This window comes from Halomonas korlensis, from assembly GCF_900116705.1.
In the GTDB taxonomy this organism is placed as follows: domain Bacteria; phylum Pseudomonadota; class Gammaproteobacteria; order Pseudomonadales; family Halomonadaceae; genus Halomonas; species Halomonas korlensis.
The window spans coordinates 174,162-195,030 of the sequence record NZ_FPBP01000009.1; the positions used below are offsets into that span (position 1 = coordinate 174,162).

The following is a 20,869-nucleotide window of genomic DNA, read 5'->3' on the forward strand; positions in this document are numbered from 1 at the left end:
CAACTGTCGTGCGTCGTGCCCCGGCCTTCCGGCAGGCGGCACCGGAGGCGCAGCCGCTCGCTGAACAACCGGCGGACCAACGAAGCGGGCACGGCATAAGGTATGACACCTCGCCGTGCCCGCTTTCATGCTGCCAAACATAACAAGATCAAGGAGGACCGAGTGCTCCGGCTGACTTCCCCTGCCACCATCATCGTCCTGGCCGCACTGACGGCCCTGGGCCCCCTGGCCACCGACATGTACCTGCCAGCAATGCCGGTCATGGCCGAAGCGCTGAATACCGGGCCCGACCAGGTCCAGCTGACCCTGAGCCTCTACATGGCAGGCTTCGCCATGGCCCAACTTTTCTGCGGACCGATCTCCGATCGCTTCGGGAGGCGCCCGGTGATGATCGCCGGCTTTACCCTCTTCCTGGCTGCCAGCCTGCTTTGCGCCTTCGCCCCCAGCATTGAATGGCTGCTGGCCGGTCGCTTTCTGCAGGCCTTTGGGGGTGCCGCCGGTCCGGTCCTGGGGCGCGCCGCGGTGCGCGATATCTACGGCCCGGTGGAGGCCGGCCGCGTCCTCTCCTACATGGCCAGCACCATGGCGATGGCCCCTGCCTTGGCTCCGGTGGTGGGAGCGGGGCTGCTGCTGTTCTTCGGCTGGGAGTCGGTGTTCCTGCTGCTGGCGGTCTATGCCGCAATCATGCTTCTGATCCTGGCGCTGCTGATGCCCGAACCGCTGCCCGCCGATCGCCGCCAGTCAGTGGCCCCCAGGGTGATTCTCGCCAACTATCGCATGCTGTTGACCCAGCGCAGCTTCGTCGGCTATACGCTGATCAACGCCAGCGGTTTTTCCGGCCTCTTCGCCTTCCTCTCCGGCTCCTCATTCGTACTGATCGAGTACATGGGGCTCTCCCCCTTCCAGTACGGGATCGGCTTTATCCTGATCGTGGCGGGGTTCTTCTCCGGCACCCTGTTCAGCGGCCGCTACAGCCACCGACTGGGACGCGACCGTTTGCTGCTGATGGCCACCCTGATGTGTACGTTTGCCGGCACCACTATGGCACTCCTCGCAATAGGCGGCGTCCACCAGCCCTGGGCAGTGGTCGGCCCGCACATCCTGTTCCTGTTCGGCTTCGGGATCGTGATGCCGCAGAGCATGGCCGGCGCACTGGCACCGAATCCTCAATGTGCCGGCTCGGCCTCATCGCTCTTCGGCTTCCTGCAGATGACCATCGCCGCCCTAGGTGGCGCTCTGGTCGGCCAGTTCCACGACGGAACATCGCGTACAATGGCCATCACCATCGCATTGGGTGGGGGCGTTTCGCTTGCGGCCTATCTGAGATTGATCAGGCCGTGTAGGAGGGAGGCTCGCATCTCGCGTGCAAACTGTCGGCAAGGATAGGCTCATTAGCATCTCGCGACGGGTCATCACCCTGCCACGACGAAGAACCAATCAATTTGTGGGCCCATGTTCTACATGTTCGGATATTTCGGCCCGCTGCCGCCCTCCGGCGCCACCTAGGTGTGTAAGCCCACCAGGTTGTTCACGGAAAGGCCCAGCCGGCTAACCGGAGGGTGGTAATCCAAACTGGCATGCGGCCGATGCCAGTTGTATTGGTGCAGCCAGGCCAGCAGCTTCTGGCCTCGTTGCTCCGAGCTCTCGTAGGACCGCGCATAGGCCCACTCGCGCAAGGCAGTTTGAATGAACCGCTCTGCCTTGCCATTGGTACGTGTGGGGTATATGGCCGGGGTGCGTTTGTGCGTTAGCCCCAGGCGCCGGCACAAGCGGCGGAATACCCTGGATTTGTAGCAGCCACTGTTGTCAGTCAGGACACGGCTGAAGCGAACCCCAAACCCCCGGTAATAGCGCACGGCGTCCAGCAGCGCGTTACACGCGCTCCAGCCGGTTTCATCGGGGTAGAGGGTGCCGAAGGCCACCCGTGAGTGATCGTCGATTGCGATGTGGACATACTCCCCCCCCAGCGCCAGGCGTGTTCTGCTGGCGATCGCCGGTTACTCGATGTCCCAGTCGTTCGAAGCGTCCCAGCTTCTTGATATCCAGTTGCAGGAGATCCCCAGGCGCATCGTGCTCGTAGCGGTTGTCGGGTCTTGCCGGTGACATTAGGTGCCCACGTAACAATAGATGGGCACTTAATTATGACTTCCCCAAACACCGAGCGTGAGATCCGTCGCCGCCGTCGCTACGCCCCGTCGTTCAAGGCCAAGAGCGTCGCGGCCTGCTTGCAGGGCGATACCTCCATTGCCCAGGTTGCCCTGCAACACGGGCTCAATACCAACCTCGTCCAGACCTAGCGCAAGGCGAAGCGCCTGAGCCAGCTACCGGCCGTGCCGGACTTCGTGCCCCTGCCGGTGCCGCCAGCAGAAGCCATTCTGCCAACATCGCCCTCCACCGCTGGCGAGATCTGCATCGAGCTGCCCTCATCACGGGCACGATCACCGTACGCTGGCCGGTGAGTGAGGCAGCTCAGTGTAGCCACTGGCTGAAGGGGCTGCTGGGATGATCCGCATCGACGAGATCTGGCTGGCCACCGAGCCGCGGGACATGCGCGCCGGGCCGGATACGGCCCTGGCCCAGGTGGTGAAGGTGAATGATCACTGCGCGTGTGGTTGTAAGCTGCAGTGGATCGGCGAGGAGATTAGCGAGAAGCTCTACTACACGCCGGGCGTTTTTCACGTCGAGTGCCATATCCGTGGCAAGTGGGTCTGCGACCAGTGCGAGACGCTGACCCAGGCACCGATGCCCGCACAGATCATCGAAAAGGGCATCCCCACCGCCGGCCTGCTGGCCCAGGTGCTGATCGCCAAGTATGACGACCACTTGCCGCTCTATCGCAGGCGCAGATCTTCGCCCGCGCCGGTGTCGCGATTCCGCGCTCCACCCTGGCCGAGTGGGTCGGCATCTGCGGCGTACGGCTCCAACCGCTGATCGATTCCTTGCGCGACCTGCTGCTCGGCGAGCCGGTGCTGCATGCCGACGAGACGCCGGTGCTGATGTTGGCCCCCGGCAAGAAGAAGACGCACCGCGCCTACCTCTGGCCCTATGCCACCACGCCCTAAGCCGGGTTGAAGGCGGTGGTCTACGCCTTCAGTGAGACGCGTGGCGACCAGCATGCCCGCGACTTCCTTGGTGACTGGCGGGGGAAGCTAGTCTGCGACGACTACAGCGGCTAAAAGCAGAGCTTTGCCAACGGCATCACCGAGATTGGCTGCATGGCCCACGTCCGACGCAAGTTCGTCGACCTGCACGTGGCCTGCAAGAGCCAGATCGCCGGGCAGGCCATCGAGCTGATCGGCCAGCTTTACCAGGTGGAGCGAGAAGCCCAGTCGTTGAGCGCTGAAGAACGCCAACGCCTGCGGGAGACACGGGCGGGGCCCATCGCTGATGCGCTGCACAGCTGGATGTTGGCTAATCGTGAGAAGGTGCCGAACGGCTCGGCGACGGCGAAAGCGCTGGACTATAGCCTGAAATGCTGGGCGGCGCTGACGCGCTACCTTGACGATGGCAGGTTGCCGATCGACAACAACTGCATCAAGAACCAGATCCGCCCTTGGGCGCTCGGACGTTCCAACTGGTTATTCGCCGGATCACTGCGCAGTGGCCAGCGCGCAGCCACCATCGTGAGCTTGATCCAGTGCGCCAAGCTGCCAGTCAGTTCCACGAACTTTTGCCTCACCACTGTCAGCACACCGCCTGATCACTGGCAAGCGGTGTTGCCCGTTCGCTTGCGCACGTCTATGTACTCCAGGCTATCAACGTCCCAGATCTGTCGTCTAGGGCCGTGGGGAACGGGGCGAATGTGACCGAACATGTCTCGCCTCCCGGCAAGTATCTGCATGCCTCTCGGAAGATCGCTCGGGACAGCGCCTTGCGGAAACGTACTCGTCGATGAGTTCCTGGGGTATGCCGGCCTCTGCCTCTATGGCTTTGATGGTGCTCATGTAAATTTCTCGCCTCTGAATTGTTTGAGGAACAATAAAAATTGATATATAAACAATTTAGGAGGATTTTTGAAGTATAGTTCGCGCCATCAGTCCGATGTCCATCACCTCATGCGTCCTTGGCATTTGTTTTTTGAAGCGCCAATTTTTTAACAAACAATGAATAATGTTTTTATCCAATCTCTATAGATGATCACAAGCCTGTGAAGGAGTAAAATATCTGATGACTAGCCTGACGGGAGCCGCCCATTCAGGGCTGATTCAGAATAAGATCGGGGCCAAACTTCCCGTGGTCGAGCGTGCGGAAGGGGTATGGCTGTACGACTCAGAGGGCAAGGACTACATCGACGGCTGCTCGGGTGCTGTCGTGGCGAACCTCGGTCACTCGCATCCCCACATCGTGGATGTCATCCGCAAACAAAGTGCCAAAGTGACCTTCGTGCACCGCGGTGCCTTCGCGTCATCGTCCATGTATCGGCTGGCGGACCGTCTCAGCAACGCCACCGGCATGGCCGGTGTGTGGCTCGTCAACTCCGGATCCGAAGCCGTCGAGGCCGCGATACAGTTCGCGCTTCAGTACTTCGTGGAGCTGGGCCGGCCACGGCCCCGGTTCCTCTCGCATCGCCGCAGCTATCACGGCAACACGCTTGGTGCGCTGTCTTTGTCCGGTCATGCACGCCGTGCCGTCCTCGGCGAACTCGCGCTGGACTTCAATGTGCTACCGGACCCCTATTCAGGTGCACCTGTTGACGAGCTATTGGCACAGGTGCGTGCAGAGCTGGAACGCACGCCCGGCCAGGTGGCTGGAATCGTCTTCGAGCCGCTGAGTGGTGCCACGCTCGGGTGCGTCCCGCTGCCAGATGGGTATTTGCAGGGGTTGCGTGCCCTGGCCGATGAGTTTGGCACCCTGCTCATTGCTGATGAGGTGATGACGGGGCTGGGTCGGACCGGGCGGATGCTCGCGTGTGACCATTGGGGTGTCCGACCGGATATCGCAGCCTTGGGCAAGGGCCTGGGGGCCGGATACACTCCAATCGCTGCAGCACTGGTTTCGGGCCGAGTTCTCGACGCCATTGCATCTGGCAGTGGTAGCATCCGCGGCGGGCACACCTATGGCGGCAATCCGCTGTCGGTTGCCGTGGCCGATGCCGTCCTTGAGTTGACTCTGAACCTTGGCCTCGCCGACACTGCGCTGGTCAAAGGGGAATGGCTTTCCGATGCGCTGAGGCAGCTTGCCGAGAAGCATCCGATGATCGTTGACGTCCGGGGATGTGGCCTCATGTGGGGGGTCGACTTGGCGCGGCCCGGCGGTGAGTCTGCCGCAGCCGCACCCATCGGTGAGCGCCTGCGACAGGCGGCGTTGGCCCACGGGCTGGTCATCTACCCGACGACGGGCGGCTTCAATGATGCCTGTATCATTGCCCCGCCGCTCACGATCACCGAGGATGAGCTGCAGCATCTTGTCGATCGTCTCGATGCCGCCCTCACGGAGGTGGAGTCAGCCTGATATGCTGTGTGCCGGTGGATTCACGCAGATGGCGTGAGGCCCTCGGCAGGGGCGGCAGATCCAAAGGGAGACGCCACAGGGAAACTTGCATGGAAGGATGAGGATGGCCGGAAGACCTACGTTGTCGCGACAACACATTCTCCGTGTTGCCCTCGAGTTGATCGATGCGCAGGGACTGTCCAAGTTTTCCATCAAGAAGCTGGCGAACCAGTTGGGGGTCTATCCGACCGCTGTGACTTGGCACGTTGGGTCTAAGGACGAACTGATCACCGCCCTAACCGCGCTGATCTTCGACGACGTCAAGCTGCCGGATGACCGTGACACGGACTGGGCTGAGTGGTTACTGGACACCGCTCGCGTGGTGCGATCCCAGATGCATCAGCACCCCAATTTGGTACCGATTGCAGGGAGCACCTTGTCGCCTGTTCCGCCGTCGCTTCCCTTTGTAGAACGTGTGCTGCGGGTCCTCATCCGGGCCGGCCATGAAGGCGATGGATTGCTGCATGCCTACAACGCATTCGTTGGTGCACTGTTGGGTTGGGTCTCCATCGAGCTCTCACGCCCCTCGTCAACCCCAGAGCGTGCGCGAGCGAAGTACGAGCGAGATCTGGGTGAGATCGACCCCAATCTCTACACGGCTGTCGTTGAGTATCGCGAGCTCTTGAGCGACAGAGCCTTCCTGGTGCGTTGGTCGAATGGGGTGAACAACCCGATGAATGCTAGCTTCGACGTGATGATCAGGGCGCTGATCGAAGGGATCCGTCCCCGGGTCCAGCAGGCCCCATGAACGACGGTGGAAGGTCTCTGGACTGTAGCGGTAACTGTCAAGGAAGCTGTCGCCTCTGAGGTCATTCAGGCCGCCTGTTTTTCCGGCTCGGCGACGGTTACGTGGAGCTCCCACTCCGGGTTTAGCGAGACGGTGCCGACGGGCTACAGTTGCGGGTCTTACCGCTCCAGCGGGTCGGGTTGGCTGTGCGTGCCGCCTGATTGATGGTATGTCGCTTAGCCAGTACCTCGGCATCCCCGCCAGCGGCGGGCCGAGAGACCGCCGAGGCCCAGCCGGAGTCGCTACAGCTCGGACACACAGGTGTAGATTGCCCCACGAATCAGAATATGAGCACCAGGGGCATGACCGTGGTCGGTCCATACAGGACGACGACTAGGCCGACAAGCAGGAAGGAGGAGATGACGGCTGTCACCCCAGCGGCCACTTGTGTCCAGTGATCTCAACCAGCCAGACCGCCAGAGATACTGGAGATAATTAGGCGTACTTTCCTGTAGAAAAGATTGCCCCTCGATATGACAGATTTGCAGGCCGGCCCCGGAAGGGGCCGGCCTGCAATACCATGGGCTCGCCGGAGGCGTTACAGCTTGCTCTCGAGCTCGGGCAGGACCGCGAACAGATCGCCAACTAACCCGTAGTCGGCGACCTGGAAGATCGGCGCCTCTTCGTCCTTGTTGATGGCCACGATCACCTTGGAGTCCTTCATGCCGGCTAGGTGCTGGATGGCACCCGAGATGCCCACGGCAATGTAGAGGTCCGGGGCGACGATCTTGCCGGTCTGACCCACCTGCATGTCGTTGGGCACGAAGCCGGCATCCACCGCGGCACGCGAGGCACCGATGGCCGCGCCCAGCTTGTCGGCGATGCCGTCGAGCAGCTTGAAGTTCTCGCCGTTGCCCATGCCACGGCCACCGGAGATGACCACCTTGGCCGCACCCAGCTCGGGACGGTCGGACTGGGCCAGCTCCTCCTTGATGAAGGTGGACTGAGCGTTGTCGGCAACGAAGTCCACGGCCTCGATGGCGGCGCCGCCGCCCTCGGCTACCGCATCGAAGCCGGTGGTGCGCACAGTGATCACCTTGAGGGCGTCCTCGCTCTGCACCGTGGCGATGGCGTTGCCGGCGTAGATCGGGCGCTTGAAGGTATCCGCCGACTCGACGGCGATGATCTCGGAGATCTGCGCCACGTCCTTGAGCGCGGCGACCCGGGGCAGCACGTTCTTGCCGGTGGTGGAGGCCACCGCCAGCACGTGGCTGTAGTCCCCGGCGAGCTCGGCGATCAGCGCCGCGGTGGGCTCGGCCAGCAGGTGGGCATAGGCGGCATTGTCGGCCACGAGCACCTTGCTGACGCCGTCGAGCTTGGCGGCGGCCTCGGCGATGGCGGAGACGCCCTCGCCCGCCACCAGCACGTCGATATCGCCGCCGATCTGTTGTGCGGCGGCCACCACATGGGCGGTGGCGCCGGCCAGGGCGACGTCGTGATGTTCTGCCAGAACCAGAATGCTCATGAGATCACCTTCGCCTCGTTCTTGAGTTTGTCGACCAGCTCGTCCACCGAGCCCACCTTGACGCCGCCCTGGCGCTCGGCCGGCGGCTCGACCTTGAGCAGCTTGACCTTCGAGGCCACCTCGACGCCGAGGTCCGCCGGGCTCTTGACGTCCAGCGGCTTCTTCTTGGCCTTCATGATGTCGGGCAGCTTGGCATAGCGCGGCTCGTTGAGGCGCAGGTCGGTGGTGACGATGGCCGGCAGGGTCAGCTCGACGGTCTGCAGGCCGCCGTCGATCTCACGGGTCACCTGCACCTTCTCTCCGTCCACATCCACGGCGGAGGCGAAGGTGCCCTGGGGCAGGCCGGTCAGGGCGGCGAGCATCTGGCCGGTCTGGTTGTTGTCGGTGTCGATGGCCTGCTTGCCGAGGATCACCATGCCCGGCTGCTCCTCTTCCACCAGCTTGGCCAGCGCCTTGGCCGCCCCCAGCGACTCGACGCGCTCGTCGGTCTCGACGTGGATGGCACGGTCGGCGCCCAGCGCCAGCGCGGTACGCAGCTGCTCCTGGGCGGCCTTGGGACCGACGGTGACGGCGACCACCTCGGTGGCCACCCCGCGCTCCTTCAGGCGCACCGCCTCTTCCACGGCGATCTCGCAGAAGGGATTCATGGCCATCTTGACGTTGGTGAGGTCGACGTCGGAGTGATCCGGCTTGACGCGGATCTTGACGTTGTAGTCGATGACGCGTTTGACCGCGACGAGGACTTTCATGGGCGACTCCTGTGTGTGGAGGGGTGGGGCTTAGAGCCCCGTCTCAGGGAATTGTGCCAGTACCTGGCCACCTTCACGCACGGCCCGAGCGTGAGATGCCGCCTCGGGTGCCACGCTGGCCATGTAGAAGCGGGCGAGGGCGATGACACTGTCTAGGTAGTCGGGGTCGCCTTCGCCGTGATCGAGCTGGCGCTGAGCGGCCTGGGCGGCGCGTACCAGCTGCCAACCACCGACGACGGTGCCCAGCTGATAGAGTAGGGGGACTGCACCTCCATAGAGGGCGGCGGTCTGCTCCTTGCCTTGGGCAAGCAGCCAGCCGGTGGTCGCGGCCAGCCCCTCGAGCATTTCCTCCAGGCCCACTGCGAGATCCGCCAGGCGCGAATCCTCGCGGACTACCCGGGCAACGGCGCGCATGTCGTCCAGCAGCTCGTGCAGCGTCGCACCCTTCTCGCGCAGGATTTTACGGCCCAGCAGGTCGTTGGCCTGGATGCCGGTGGTGCCTTCGTAGATGGTGATGATGCGGGCGTCGCGGAACAGCTGGGCGACACCGGTCTCCTCGACGAAGCCCATGCCGCCAAACACCTGGATGGCCTCGTCACATAGCTCGTTGCCAACCTCGGTGCACCAGCCCTTGGCCACCGGCATCAGCAGGTCGACGTAGCGGCGATGCTTGTCGGCGACCTCGGTATCCGGGTGGTGATGGGCAATGTCGAACCAGCCGGCAGCGGTGTAGAGGAAGGTGCGCATGGCCAGCAGCCGCGCGCGCATGCCCACGAGCATGCGCTTGACGTCCGGGTGGTAAAGGATCGGCTGTCCCGCCTCGCCACTTACGATATTGCGGCCCTGAACGCGTTCCTGGGCGTAGTCAAGGGCCGACTGGTAGGCCCGCTCACCCAGCGCCACGCCCTGCACGCCGACCCCGAAACGTGCCTCGTTCATCATGATGAACATGATCTTGAGGCCCTGGTGAGGCTCGCCGACCAGGTAGCCGACGGCGCCTTCGGTGTCACCGAAGCTCAGTGTGCAGGTAGGGCTGCCGTGGATGCCCATCTTGTGCTCGATGGAGATGCAGTGTACGTCGTTCTTCTCGCCGGGGTTGCCGTCCGCATCCAGGCGATACTTTGGCACCAGGAACAGCGACAGGCCCTTGACCCCTTCGGGGGCGTCGGGGAGCCGGGCCAGCACCAAGTGCACGATGTTGGGGGTGAGCTCGTGCTCGCCATAGGAGATGTAGATCTTCTGACCGTAGAGGCGGTAGTCGCCCTCCTCGGTGGGCTCGGCGCGCATGCGCGTGGCAGCCAGGTCCGAGCCTGCCTGGGGCTCGGTGAGGTTCATGGTGGCCGCCCATTCACCGCTGACAATCTTTGCAAGCCAGGTGGCCTTCTGCTCCTCGCTGGCGGCGATCAGCAGCGCCTCGGCTTGGCCGACGTTCAGTTGCGGAAGCATGGTGAAGGCCATGTTGCTGGAGAACCACATCTCCCAGACCGGAGTGGAGACCAGCTTGGGCAGTCCCTGGCCGCCGAACTCCGGCGGCAGCGACAGCCCCAGCCAACCCGCTTCACGAAACTGATCGTAGGCGGACTGCCAGGCGTCGGGGACGATCACCCGCTCGCCCTTCAGGCGGCAGCCCTCCAGATCCCCCTGGCGGTTGATCGGGGCCAGCACCCCTGTGGCGAACTTGCCGGCTTCCTCGAGGATGGCCGCTACCAGGTCGGGGGAGGCGTCCTCGCAATGAGGCAGTGCCGCCACGTCGGGAAGGCCGGCGAGCTCGCCGAGAATGAACTGCATGTCACGCATCGGTGCTTGGTAATCGATCATGGTGGCGTCCTCCGTGCCTTGGGTGCCTCTGCCGAGCTTCGCGTCTTTGGCGCAGGCGCATCGCCTGGCCGCCACCGGCGGCCAGGCTGTCGAGAGCAGTAATGAATCGCGAAATCTTGAGGGCTGACTGAAATCTGGCGGGGTGGTCAGGTTTCTGGCAAGCCTTACCGCGGCGCCATGCGAATGGCGCCATCCAGACGGATCGTCTCGCCGTTCATCATCACGTTGTCGACGATCTGGCAGGCCAGGCGGGCGAACTCGTCGGGCCGTCCCAGGCGATTGGGGAAGGGGATCGACGCGGCCAATGACTGCTGGACCTCCTCGGGCAGCGTCTCCATCAGCGGCGTCTGGAAGAGCCCCGGGGCGATGGTCATCACGCGGATGCCGTGGCGGGCCAGCTCGCGAGCGATGGGCAGCGTCATGGCGACGATGCCGCCCTTGGAGGCGGCATAGCCGGCCTGGCCGATCTGGCCATCGAAGGCGGCCACCGAGGCGGTGTTGACGATAACGCCACGCTCGCCGTCGGCCTGGGGCTCGCCCTCGGCCATGGCGGCGCTGGCCAGGCGAATCATGTTGAAGGTGCCGATCAGGTTGATCTGCACCGCCCGTGAGAAGGCCGAAAGTGGCTGGGGGCCCTGCTTGCCCAGCACCTTGGCGGGATCACCGATGCCGGCGCAGTTGATCAGCCCCTGCAGGCCACCGAAGCGGGAAACGGCCAGCTCCACCGCGGCCTGGGCATCGGCCTCGTCGGTGACGTCGGTGCGCTGGAATGCGGCGTGCTCCCCTAACTCGGTGGCCAGGGCCTCGCCGCGCTCGGCATTGAGGTCGGCGATCACCACCCGGGCGCCGGCACTGTACAGCTCGCGCACCGTGGCCTCGCCAAGGCCAGAGGCGCCGCCGGTGACGATGAAGTTGTTGTCCTGGAATTTCATTTAGCACTCCTTCTTTAAAATGGTGATCAGGACCGGGGGCCCTGGCCCTTGCGCTCCAGAAACTCGCCGATACGGGCGGCGACCTCGGGGCTGGTCTGGGTCAGGGCGGCGGTCAACGACTCGACGAACAGCCCGTCCTCGCTGGACATGTCGTTTATCCGCGAGATGGCAGAGACCATTGCCCAGTTGGCCATGGGGGCGTTCTCAGCGATGCGCTCGGCGAGTTGGCGCGCCTTGGCAAGGCTCTCGCCCTCGCCGACCAGGTAGTGTGACAGCCCCAGGCGCTGGCCCTCCTCGGCCTCGATAATCCGCCCGGTCAGCATCATCTCGCACATGCGGCCGGGACCGATGAGGTTGGCCACCCGTACCGAGGCGCCACCGCCGACGAAGATGCCGTGACGGCCCTCGGGCAGCTGGTAGATCGTGTTCGGCTCGGCGACTCGCACGTGGGTGGCGCTGGCAAGCTCCAGGCCGCCACCGATCACTGCACCCTGCATCGCTGCGACCACCGGGATGCCGCCGTTCTGCAGGCGGTCGAAGATGCGGTGCCAGTTACGCGAGTGCTGCATGACACCAAAGGGCTCACGATGCTGGTGCTCGGAGAGGTCCAGCCCGGCGCAGAAGTGCTTGCCTTCGGCCGCAAGGATGATCACTCGGGTGCCTTCCGGTGTGGCGCCCAGGGCTTCCTCCAGAGCCGCCAGCAGGCGGTCGCTGACGGCGTTGCGCTTGGCTGGGCGGGCCAGGGTGATGGTGTAGATGCTGTCATCCAGCGACGTCTTGACCAGTGTCTCGCTCATGGTGTCCTCGGCATGTCATTGGGGCAGGGTGATGACGCGCGGGTCCGGCGTCTCGGCATATAGCGCCTCGACCAGCTCGGCGCGGCGGTTCAGCACCATGCGCTGATTGATATAACCTTTATCGGTGATCTCGCCGGCCTCCGCGGAAGGGGGCTCGCTCATCAGCAGGGCGCGTGTGGCATAGGTGGAGCTGCCGCCGCCCTTAGCCTTGAGGGCCGCGAGCCCCTCACGCACGTGCTCGATGATTTCCGGGCGTTCCACCAGAGTTTCCAGTGGGGTGTCAGCCGGCAGGTCCGGGCAGAGGCGGCGCCATTCTTCGGGGTGGGGGAAGATCAGAAAACCGATCTCGTCGCGGTCGTGGCCGGTCACCACGATGTCCTGACCGACCGGGGCGATGGCCTCGAGACCGGCCATGCGCAGGCTGCCCACATGAACCCAGGTGCCGGTTAGCAGCTTGAAGTCCTCGCCGACTCGGCCGTCGAACAGCAGCCCCAGTTCGGGGCGCTCGGGATCCACGAACTCCACGGCGTCGCCGATCATGTAGTAGCCCTCGTCGTCGAAGGCCTTGGCAGACAGCTCGGGCTGTTTCCAGTAGCCGGCGAAGATGTTGGGTCCCTTGACGCGAACCTCCAGCTTGTCGGCACAGGGCACCAGCTTGAGCGTGGTGCCCGGGATCGGCACGCCGATCACTCCTGAGCGGGTGGCGTTGAAATGGCAGTCGGTGCAGATAGGGGCGGTTTCGGTGGAGCCCCAGGACGAGACGACCATGATGTCCTGGCCGGTGGTGGCGCGGGCCATTTCCTCCAGCGCCGTCCACAGGTGGTGGGGCAGAGCGGCGGCGGCATAGAACACCAGCTTGAGACGGCTGAAGAACCCCTCGCGCAGGGTGTCGTCCTCGCGGAGTAGCGGCACCAGCATGTCGTAGGCCCGTGGCACGCTGAAATAGAGGGTTGGTGAGACCTCCTTGAGGTTGCGCGCGGTCTTCTCGATCAGCGCGGGTGTCGGCTTGCCGTCATCCAGATAGAGGGACCCGCCCCAGCGCAGGATCAGGTTGAAGTTGTGGTTGCCACCGAAGGTATGGCTCCAAGGCAGCCAGTCGAGCAGCATCGGGGGCTCCTCAGCGAGCATCGGCCAGACCTGTTCCTTGGCCTTCTGGTTGGAGCACAGCATGCGATGGGTGTTCGGGACCGCCTTGGGCACGCCCACCGAACCCGAGGTGAACAGGAACTTGGCGATGGTGTCCGGGGTGATAGCATGGAAGGCCACCATCACCGCCGCTTCGTCGCTCCTGGCCTCGATGTCGGCGAACGCCACGCTGCATGCCATGGGCTCGCTGCTCTGACTGCCTGCCACCAGTTGGGCGTCATGCAGGTCGGCGACGGCTTCCAGCGCCGGGCGGAACTTCTCGATGGGGTCGGCGTAAATCACGCCCGGACGCAGCAGCTCGATATTGCCCCTGAGCTTGGCATGGTCCTTGGACATCAGTGAGTTGCCCGGCGAGACAGAGCAGGAGGGCACGCCGATGTGCATGGCGGCGACCATCAGCAGGGCATGCTCGATGCTGTTGTCCGAGAGGATCATCACCGGTCGCTCAGCCGAGAGGCCCTGGGTCAACAGCCAGGTGGCGATGGCCATTACTCGCCGGTGTGCTTCACCGTAGGTGATGCGTTGCCACTTGTCGTCGGCATCGCGCTGGGCCAGCCAGACCCGCTCGGGGTCCCGACGGGCCCAGTGCTCAAGCCATTCGCCGACGCAACGCGCATAGTCGTCCCCCAGGGGAATCTCGGAGCCCAGCAGGATGCTGCCGTCGCTTCGTCTCTCCAGGCTTACACGTGGATCGATAAATGGCTTGTTGTGCAGTGCGGCTCGCGTGGTGTTCATGAGGGACTCCTGTGCGGGCTTGTTATTGGCTAGGGGGATCGTGTGGGGGTGCGTTCAGGCGGCACAGCTCTGCTGGTAGTGGTCTATCCTGCGACGCATCCATTCGGGGATCGGGATATTCGTCATGGTCCTGATGTCACTGAAGCAGCAGATGAAGCTTCCCGTGAAGCTATGCTGGTCATCGCTGTTGCGCTTGCCCGTCAGGGCCAGGCTCAAGGAGCTGTTGCCCATACGTTCTACATCAACCCGGACCGACAGGCCGTCCCGAGGGGTCAGCGGGGCGTGGAAATCGACTTCGGCGTGCACGAAGGGCGTGCCGATACCGTGGTCCTGGGTCAAGATGAACCAGTCCAGTTCGAGCACCTCGATGAACCAGCTCTCGATGGCTTCCATACAGATGTCGAAGTAATGCCCTGTGAATACGATTCCAGCAACATCGGTGTCACCCCAGCGAATGGGGCGTCGATAGTAGAAGGGAGTCTGCATCGGTATGGTTTTCATTTGGCTGGCTCTGATGTGGCGAGGGTAGTCCTCGCCGAGGCAAGTTATTCAGATGTCGTTGTTTCAGTGGCGCTCGGTGTTTGGTTGCTGCAACCATCACCACGCCGACGGGTGTGAACTATAATGCATGATTGAAAAGTGGCAAGTTCAATGGTGCTACATCTTTAGTAGCATAAAATAGATAAATTAAGCTTTATCAATATGATGCATATCGTTGGAGAGCTATTTCAATGCTTCAAAATTAATGCATTATTTTGCATTGCGAGTGCGCTGAATACCTTTGGCACCATCGTCATTTCGCCGTCACCCGTGAGGGACATGTCAGGGGGGCGGATCACGCACTCAAGGCTTGCCAGCCTATGGTCGAGGCGCAGGCGCCAGAAAGAGATGGCTGATGGGCGTTCCGGGAGATCGGGCTTGCCGTGCTGTTCATGGCGGTGGGTCAGACGTTTCAACGTGAAGCCTTCTCCCTGGAGGGTTAGTCTGAGATTAGTACAGCTTGAACGCAGGGCAAAGAAGGACCCCGTGTCCCCGTTAAGACCAAAGTCGCTTTTCGCCGTGGAGAGAGGTGGTTTACTTTGCAGGGATACGAACCGATGTTCACTCTGCGAACGAAAGAGCGAGCACGATAACGATACGCTGGAGGATCATCATGAAGACCAAGTTCACCGCTTGCCTGCTGGCCGCGTCCATCGCCGGCCTGAGCGCAGCTTCCGCCCAGTCGGCCACCACCCTGCGCATGGCCCACTTCTGGCCGGGCGCCTCGGGCGTCAATCAGAAGATCTTCGAGGCGTGGGCGGCCACCCTCGAGGAGGAGTCCGGCGGTGAGCTCAGGGTCGAGATGTTCCCCTCCGGCACCCTGGCCAAGCCTGACTCCATCTACGAGGCGGCAGCGAACGGCATCGCCGACATCGGCGCCACCGCTCAGGGCTATACTGCTGGGCGTTTCCCGCTGTCGCAGATCGTCGAGCTGCCCGGGGTAGCCACCACCGCGACCCAGGGCGCCTGCGTGCTGCAGACCCTCTATGACGAGGGACACCTGGACGAGGAGTACGCCGACACCAAACCGCTGTTCATGTTCACCACCGGGCCGGGCGGCATCCATACCATCGATACCGACGTCCAGGTGCCGTCAGACCTCGAGGGGCTGCGCATCCGCCGCCCCACCGCCGTGGCGGGTGAAATGCTTGAGAACATGGGAGCGAGCCCGGTGGGCATGCCGGCGCCGGACATCTACACGGCCATGCAGCGCGGCGTCATCGATGGCCTGAGTTTCCCCTGGGAGGGGCTGAAGGGCTTCCGCATCAACGAGCTGGTCGAGTACCACACCGAGGTGCCGTTCTACACCCTGATCTTCGTGGCCACCATGAACCAGCGAGCCTATGACAGCCTGAGCCCCGAGCAGCAAGCGGTGATCGACGCCAACTCCGGCATGAAATGGGCCGAGAACGCCGGCGTTGTCTTTGACCGTCTCGATGTGGAAGGCAAGCGAGAAGCGGAAGACGCGGGCCACACCATCCGCGAGATCGAGAACCCCCTGGAGCATCCCGACTGGCAGAAGCCGCTCCAGGATGGCATCGATAATTATCTGGCCCAGGTCGAAGAGCGCGGCCTGCCGGCCCGCGAGGTCTACGAGGCGGCGCTCACCGCCAGCGAGTCCTGCGCCGCCGACCAAGAGTAAGAGGTGATGAAGGTTACCCTGGAAAAGGTCAGCCACTGGCTGGCCCTCTTGTGCAAGCTTGTCGCTGGCATCGCCCTGGTGGCGCTGCTGGGTGTAACCATCGCTGACGTTGCTACACGCTATCTTTATCGGATCACCGAGGGGGCCATCGCCCTGCGCGTCTCCGGTAGCGTGGAGCTGGTCAGTTACCTGATGCTGTTCTCCCTGTTGGCCGCCATGGCCGCCAACGTGGAGAAGAGTCAGGTGGTGGTGGAGGCCTTCTCCCATGGCCTCTCTCCCGCCATCAAGAACCGACTGCATGGCGTCTACCTGCTGGGGTTCACGGCACTCGGCTTGATTCTCTTCCTCGGCCTGGTGGATTCCGCCAGTGCGGCGGCCCGGCATGGTGAAGTGACCCAGGACCTGCGAATCCCCATGGGACCCATCTATTACGCGGCCGCCGTGCTCAGCCTGCTGTTGGGGCTGCGCAGCCTGGTCCATGCCGTGCTGAGTGCGGTGTTCGGCGCCGAAGGGGAGGTGTCCAGTGGGGATTGATCTGTCGAGTGAGATGATCGGGGCTATCGGGCTGGTACTGCTGCTGGTGCTGATGGTACTGCGGGTACCGGTGGCGCTGACCATGCTGATTGTCGGGGTAGTGGGCTTCGCCCAGGTGATCAGCTGGAGTGCGGCCATCGCCCAGCTCAAGACCGTGCCGGTGGAGGTGCTCTCCAACTACAGCTTCAGCGCCGTGCCGATGTTCATCCTGATGGGCGTGCTGGCGGCGCATTCCGGCATGGCCGGCAAGCTGTTCCATTCGACCCGGGTAATCTGCGGCGGCTGGAAAGGGGGGCTCGCTATCGCCGCCGTGGGTTCCTGCGGGATCTTCTCGGCGATCTCCGGCTCGTCGTTGGCCACCGCCAGCACCATGACCCGGGTCGCCCTGCCGGAAATGGAGCGCTACGGCTATAACCGCGGCCTGGCCACCGGCGCGTTGGCCGCCGGCGGCACCCTGGGGATCATGATCCCGCCCTCCATCGCGCTGCTCATCTACGCCATTCTGACCGAACAGTCGGTGGGCGACATGTTCATGGCAGGTCTGGTGCCCGGGTTGATGGGGCTGGTGATGTATTCCCTCACGATCAGCGTGGTGATGCGCCTCAAGCCCTCGCTGGCGGTGGCGGGGGAGCCCACGGCCTGGCGGCAGAAGCTGGCTTCGCTCTCCGGACTGGTGCCCTTCTTTGCGGTCTTTCTGGTGATGATCCTGGGGATCTACTTCGGCGCCTTCACCCCCACCGAGGGCGCCAGTGTCGGCGCCTTCGCCACCCTGCTCTACGCCCTGGTCAAGGGCATGCGCGGCAAGGAGCTGTGGCGCAGCGTGCAGGAGACCCTGGCGCTCTCCGCCGTGGTGTTCTTCATGCTGGTAGGGGCCGAGACCCTGGGCTACTTCATCTCGGTGTCGCGCATCTCGTTTTCCATCACCGACGTCCTCTACGGCATGGAACTGGCACCGATCGTGGTGGTGCTGTGCATCCTGCTGCTCTACTTCGTGCTGGGAATGTTCATGGACGCGATCGCCATGCTGGTGATCACGGTGCCGGTGGTGTTTCCGATCATCCAGTCGCTGGGCATCGACCCCATATGGTTTGGCATCATCACCGTGCTGACCGTGGAGCTCGGCCTGATCACGCCGCCGGTGGGCATGAACGTCTTCGTGATCAAGGCGATGGCCCCTCATGTGGGACTGGGCGAGATCTTCAAGGGCGTGGCACCGTTCATCGTCTCCGACTTCGTGCGCCTGGCGCTGTTGATCGCCTTCCCGGTGCTGAGCACTGTGTTCCTGCTCTGAGGTCAAGCGCCTTGTCTACGGTACCCTAGGCCTTGTGGCCAAGGGGTACCGTACCATAACCCAGGCGTTATGGAGGGTCTTCAAACCTTCAATTGGCAGCCAGTCATTGCAGGACCATTCTTCAGGCAGCGAAACCCGCATGGCGGCCGGCAAAGCCGGCATGACCGACCCGGAGGTGTGACATGAACGACAAGCAGACCGAACGCCAAGGTTGGCTGGCAAGACTCGAGGAGCGTCTCTTCGAGGCCAGCATGCCTCGGGTGGTGCAGGGAATCCGCTACGAGGACTCCGTCGATTACCGAGAGATGGTGCGTAACCTTGACACCCCGATGGCGCCTGCCTTCGAGCGCGAGGTGGCACGGACCCTCAACCGCGGAGGAGATCTCGAGCTGATTCCCGCCGAGACCCTGATGCCCGCGATGATGCAGCGCTTCGGTCTCGGCCGTGATGACTTTGGCCCTGGCGAGGAGACACACTTCGGCGAGCTGCAGACGGTCTGCAATCGCTGCCCCGTAGTAGGTCGCTGTTGGAAAGCAATGCGTGCCGGCGAGCGCTGGGAGAAGTGCCGTGGCTTCTGTCCCAACGCCGAGGCATTCGAGCAAAAATCGCAGGTCGTGGCCGGCTGATCGAGTCTCCCACCTGAGCCCACTGCCCCGGGATGGCCTGCCGTCCCGGGGCAGTGTGTTTTTGGCCGGTATCATTCGGCGTGCTGGCGCTGCCGGAAGTGTCGGGGCGAGAGACCGGTCAACCGCTTGAAGAAGCGGGTGAAGTAGGCCGGCTCGGAGAAACCCAGGATGTCGGCGACCTGACTGATGGTCATGTTGGTGTAGGTCAGCTGACGCTTGGCTTCCAGCAGGAGCCGCTCGTGAAGCAGTTGCAGGGCGCTGCGTCCGGCCAGGCGCCGGCAGAGCATATTGAGATGGGCGCTGGTCATGCCCAGCTGGTCGGCGAACTCCTCGATCCCAGGCTGCTGGCGAAACTGTCCCTCGATCAATGCCAGGTAGTTCTGTAGATGCCCCCGAGCACGGTCGTGGCGGCGGGGCAGCGGTTGACTGCCGAGCTGCGGGCCGCGATCGGCGAGGCGGGCGAGCTCCACGGTCAGGGCCTGAATCAAGGCCTCCAGCAGTGAATCGCGGCCGTTCGCCGGATGGCGGTATTCTTCATCGATCTGCGCCACCAGCGTGATGAAGCGGGCCGTCTCCCGCTCCTCGTCAAGAGGATAAGCCGCGGCGCGGGTCAGGGCGGCGGCCTGCTCCGCCAGCCGAGTATCGAGGCGTTCGGCCAGTGGCCTGGCCAGGGTGATGATATGGCCGCGGATAGTCGGCGAGAAGCGAAAGCCATGGATGCTCATGGCCGGCACCACGATCACCAGCGGACCCTGCAGCTGCCGCGTGCTGCCCTCCAGCTCGAGCGCCACGTCGCCTACCGAGACATGCAGCAGGTGCACCAGATCGGCGTGGCGGTGAGGGCGGATGCGCCAGTCGTGCAAGCGGCTGCGTTCGGGAATCGACTCACAGTGCAGCAGATCGGGCGTCGGCCAGTGATGGGTCTCGCCATAGAGCTTGAAGACAGGAACATCCGTGGCAGGCGACGGGGCCATCTTGCCTCCGCATGGGTGATCTTGACGAAAGTCGATGTCACATCTTGGAAATATCCAAGGAATACTGCCAATCTTGCCTTACCTGAGCCTGTGTTTCATTGAAAAATACAACCCATCGTTTCGTTGATGAAACACAACAACAGAGAGGCATCCTCATGAAGACACAGGTCGCAATCATCGGCGCTGGACCCGCGGGCCTGCTGCTCGGCCAGTTGTTGGCAGGCCAGGGTATCGACAATGTCATCCTCGAGCGCAAGTCCGGCGAGTACGTGCTCGGCCGCATCCGGGCCGGTGTGCTGGAGCAGGGCATGGTCGACCTGCTGCGCGAGGCGGGCGTCGACAGGCGCATGGACGAGGAGGGCCTGCCTCACGATGGCGTCGAGCTGGCCTTCGACAACCGCCGGGTCCGCGTCGACCTGGCCGGGCTGACCGGCGGCAAGACGGTGATGGTCTACGGCCAGACCGAGGTCACCCGCGACCTGATGGAGGCTCGCGAGGCCGCCGGCGGCACCACCCTCTACGAGGCGAACAACGTCCAGCCCCATGACCTCGAGACCGACCGTCCCTATCTCACCTTCGAGAAGGACGGCGAGACACATCGCCTGGACTGCGACTACGTGGCCGGCTGCGACGGCTATCATGGCGTGTCGCGCCGCTCGATTCCCGAGGGTCGCATCAAGGAATTCGAGAAGGTCTATCCCTTTGGCTGGCTGGGCATGCTCTCCGACACCCCGCCGGTCGCCGAGGAGCTGATCTATGCCCGTCACGAGCGCGGCTTCGCCCTGTGCAGCATGCGTTCTGAAACCCGCAGCCGTTACTACATTCAGGTCTCCCTGGAAGAGAAGGTGGAGGACTGGTCCGACGAGCGCTTCTGGGAGGAGCTCAAGCGGCGCATCCCCGATGACGTCGCCGAGACGCTGGTCACCGGCCCCTCCATCGAGAAGAGCATCGCCCCGCTGCGCAGCTTCGTGGTCGAGCCGATGCAGTACGGCCGCCTGTTCCTGGTCGGCGACGCCGCCCATATCGTGCCACCTACCGGGGCCAAGGGCCTGAACCTGGCCGCCAGCGACGTCAATACTCTCTACCGACTGATGGTGAAGGTCTATCAGGAGGGTCGCACCGACCTGATCCCCAACTACTCCGAAACCTGCCTCAAGCGCATCTGGAAGGCCGAACGCTTCTCCTGGTGGATGACCACGATGCTGCACAAGTTTTCGGACGAGGAAGATTTCGGCACGCGCATGCAGCAGGCCGAGCTGGACTACGTGACCAGCTCCGAGGCGGGACTGACCACCATCGCCGAGAACTACGTGGGCCTGCCCTACGAGTCGCTGGAGTAGTTC

The 20,869-nt window shown here is 63.4% G+C and carries 18 protein-coding genes and 2 pseudogenes; 10 read left to right on the forward strand and 10 right to left on the reverse strand.

Going from position 1 to position 20,869, the window contains the following annotated elements:
- Positions 1–162 precede the first annotated feature (162 nt).
- Positions 163–1,386, forward strand: a complete 1,224-nt coding sequence (locus BM341_RS13155) for a multidrug effflux MFS transporter (RefSeq protein WP_089796559.1) — start codon at positions 163–165, stop codon at positions 1,384–1,386.
- Positions 1,387–1,502: 116 nt separating this feature from the next.
- On the opposite strand, the pseudogene BM341_RS19560 reads toward BM341_RS13155, so the two are convergent.
- Positions 1,503–2,106 (reverse strand): annotated as a pseudogene (locus BM341_RS19560) (integrase core domain-containing protein); the annotation flags it as partial.
- 35 nt (positions 2,107–2,141) lie between these two features.
- Here BM341_RS19560 and BM341_RS19050 point away from each other — a divergent pair.
- The 4 genes and pseudogenes from BM341_RS19050 (at position 2,142) to BM341_RS13175 (ending at position 6,238) form a co-directional block, all read left to right on the forward strand.
- Positions 2,142–2,297 carry a transposase gene (locus tag BM341_RS19050; protein WP_139233018.1) on the forward strand — a complete coding sequence of 52 codons (156 nt, stop codon included), beginning with the start codon at positions 2,142–2,144 and terminating at the stop codon, positions 2,295–2,297.
- A gap of 295 nt (positions 2,298–2,592) precedes the next feature.
- Positions 2,593–3,806 (forward strand): annotated as a pseudogene (tnpC, locus tag BM341_RS13165) (IS66 family transposase); the annotation flags it as partial.
- 361 nt (positions 3,807–4,167) lie between these two features.
- Positions 4,168–5,451, forward strand: coding sequence for an aminotransferase family protein (locus tag BM341_RS13170; RefSeq protein ID WP_089796525.1), 1,284 nt, complete (start codon positions 4,168–4,170; stop codon positions 5,449–5,451).
- A gap of 121 nt (positions 5,452–5,572) precedes the next feature.
- Positions 5,573–6,238, forward strand: coding sequence for a TetR/AcrR family transcriptional regulator (locus BM341_RS13175; RefSeq protein ID WP_175507870.1), 666 nt, complete (start codon positions 5,573–5,575; stop codon positions 6,236–6,238).
- Between the two features lie 577 nt (positions 6,239–6,815).
- Here BM341_RS13175 and BM341_RS13180 read toward each other — a convergent pair.
- From BM341_RS13180 to BM341_RS19055, 8 genes are all read right to left on the reverse strand, one after another.
- A complete protein-coding gene (locus BM341_RS13180; protein ID WP_089796527.1) occupies positions 6,816–7,742 on the reverse strand; it encodes an electron transfer flavoprotein subunit alpha/FixB family protein in 927 nt (308 codons plus the stop codon).
- A complete protein-coding gene (locus tag BM341_RS13185) occupies positions 7,739–8,491 on the reverse strand; it encodes an electron transfer flavoprotein subunit beta/FixA family protein (RefSeq protein WP_089796528.1) in 753 nt (250 codons plus the stop codon). The genes BM341_RS13180 and BM341_RS13185 overlap by 4 nt, the downstream gene beginning before the upstream one ends.
- A 30-nt stretch (positions 8,492–8,521) precedes the next feature.
- The gene (locus BM341_RS13190) at positions 8,522–10,309 is read right to left on the reverse strand and encodes an acyl-CoA dehydrogenase (RefSeq protein ID WP_089796529.1); all 1,788 of its coding nucleotides are present in this window, start codon (positions 10,307–10,309) and stop codon (positions 8,522–8,524) included.
- Between the two features lie 164 nt (positions 10,310–10,473).
- Positions 10,474–11,241: a 3-hydroxyacyl-CoA dehydrogenase gene (locus BM341_RS13195; RefSeq protein ID WP_089796530.1), complete on the reverse strand. Its 768-nt coding sequence runs from the start codon at positions 11,239–11,241 to the stop codon at positions 10,474–10,476.
- 26 nt (positions 11,242–11,267) lie between these two features.
- Positions 11,268–12,038 carry a crotonase/enoyl-CoA hydratase family protein gene (locus BM341_RS13200; protein WP_089796531.1) on the reverse strand — a complete coding sequence of 257 codons (771 nt, stop codon included), beginning with the start codon at positions 12,036–12,038 and terminating at the stop codon, positions 11,268–11,270.
- 15 nt (positions 12,039–12,053) lie between these two features.
- Positions 12,054–13,919 carry a feruloyl-CoA synthase gene (locus BM341_RS13205; RefSeq protein WP_089796532.1) on the reverse strand — a complete coding sequence of 622 codons (1,866 nt, stop codon included), beginning with the start codon at positions 13,917–13,919 and terminating at the stop codon, positions 12,054–12,056.
- Positions 13,920–13,973: 54 nt separating this feature from the next.
- Complete coding sequence (locus BM341_RS13210) at positions 13,974–14,420, reverse strand: acyl-CoA thioesterase (RefSeq protein WP_089796533.1); 447 nt, start codon at positions 14,418–14,420, stop codon at positions 13,974–13,976.
- A gap of 227 nt (positions 14,421–14,647) precedes the next feature.
- The gene (locus BM341_RS19055; RefSeq protein ID WP_139233019.1) at positions 14,648–14,875 is read right to left on the reverse strand and encodes a hypothetical protein; all 228 of its coding nucleotides are present in this window, start codon (positions 14,873–14,875) and stop codon (positions 14,648–14,650) included.
- 197 nt (positions 14,876–15,072) lie between these two features.
- On the opposite strand from BM341_RS19055, the gene BM341_RS13215 reads away from it, so the two are divergent.
- The 4 genes from BM341_RS13215 (at position 15,073) to BM341_RS13230 (ending at position 18,552) form a co-directional block, all read left to right on the forward strand.
- Positions 15,073–16,101 carry a TRAP transporter substrate-binding protein gene (locus BM341_RS13215; protein ID WP_089796534.1) on the forward strand — a complete coding sequence of 343 codons (1,029 nt, stop codon included), beginning with the start codon at positions 15,073–15,075 and terminating at the stop codon, positions 16,099–16,101.
- Between the two features lie 6 nt (positions 16,102–16,107).
- Positions 16,108–16,635 (forward strand): TRAP transporter small permease, encoded by a 528-nt coding sequence (locus BM341_RS13220; RefSeq protein ID WP_089796535.1) that lies wholly within the window; start codon positions 16,108–16,110, stop codon positions 16,633–16,635.
- Between the two features lies 1 nt (position 16,636).
- Complete coding sequence (locus BM341_RS13225; protein ID WP_089796560.1) at positions 16,637–17,926, forward strand: TRAP transporter large permease; 1,290 nt, start codon at positions 16,637–16,639, stop codon at positions 17,924–17,926.
- Between the two features lie 182 nt (positions 17,927–18,108).
- The gene (locus tag BM341_RS13230) at positions 18,109–18,552 is read left to right on the forward strand and encodes a hypothetical protein (RefSeq protein WP_089796536.1); all 444 of its coding nucleotides are present in this window, start codon (positions 18,109–18,111) and stop codon (positions 18,550–18,552) included.
- Between the two features lie 71 nt (positions 18,553–18,623).
- Here BM341_RS13230 and BM341_RS13235 read toward each other — a convergent pair whose 3' ends face one another.
- The gene (locus BM341_RS13235; RefSeq protein WP_089796537.1) at positions 18,624–19,526 is read right to left on the reverse strand and encodes a helix-turn-helix domain-containing protein; all 903 of its coding nucleotides are present in this window, start codon (positions 19,524–19,526) and stop codon (positions 18,624–18,626) included.
- Between the two features lie 155 nt (positions 19,527–19,681).
- Here BM341_RS13235 and pobA point away from each other — a divergent pair, with 155 nt between their 5' ends.
- Positions 19,682–20,866 carry a 4-hydroxybenzoate 3-monooxygenase gene (gene pobA, locus BM341_RS13240; protein WP_089796538.1) on the forward strand — a complete coding sequence of 395 codons (1,185 nt, stop codon included), beginning with the start codon at positions 19,682–19,684 and terminating at the stop codon, positions 20,864–20,866.
- Positions 20,867–20,869 lie beyond the last annotated feature (3 nt).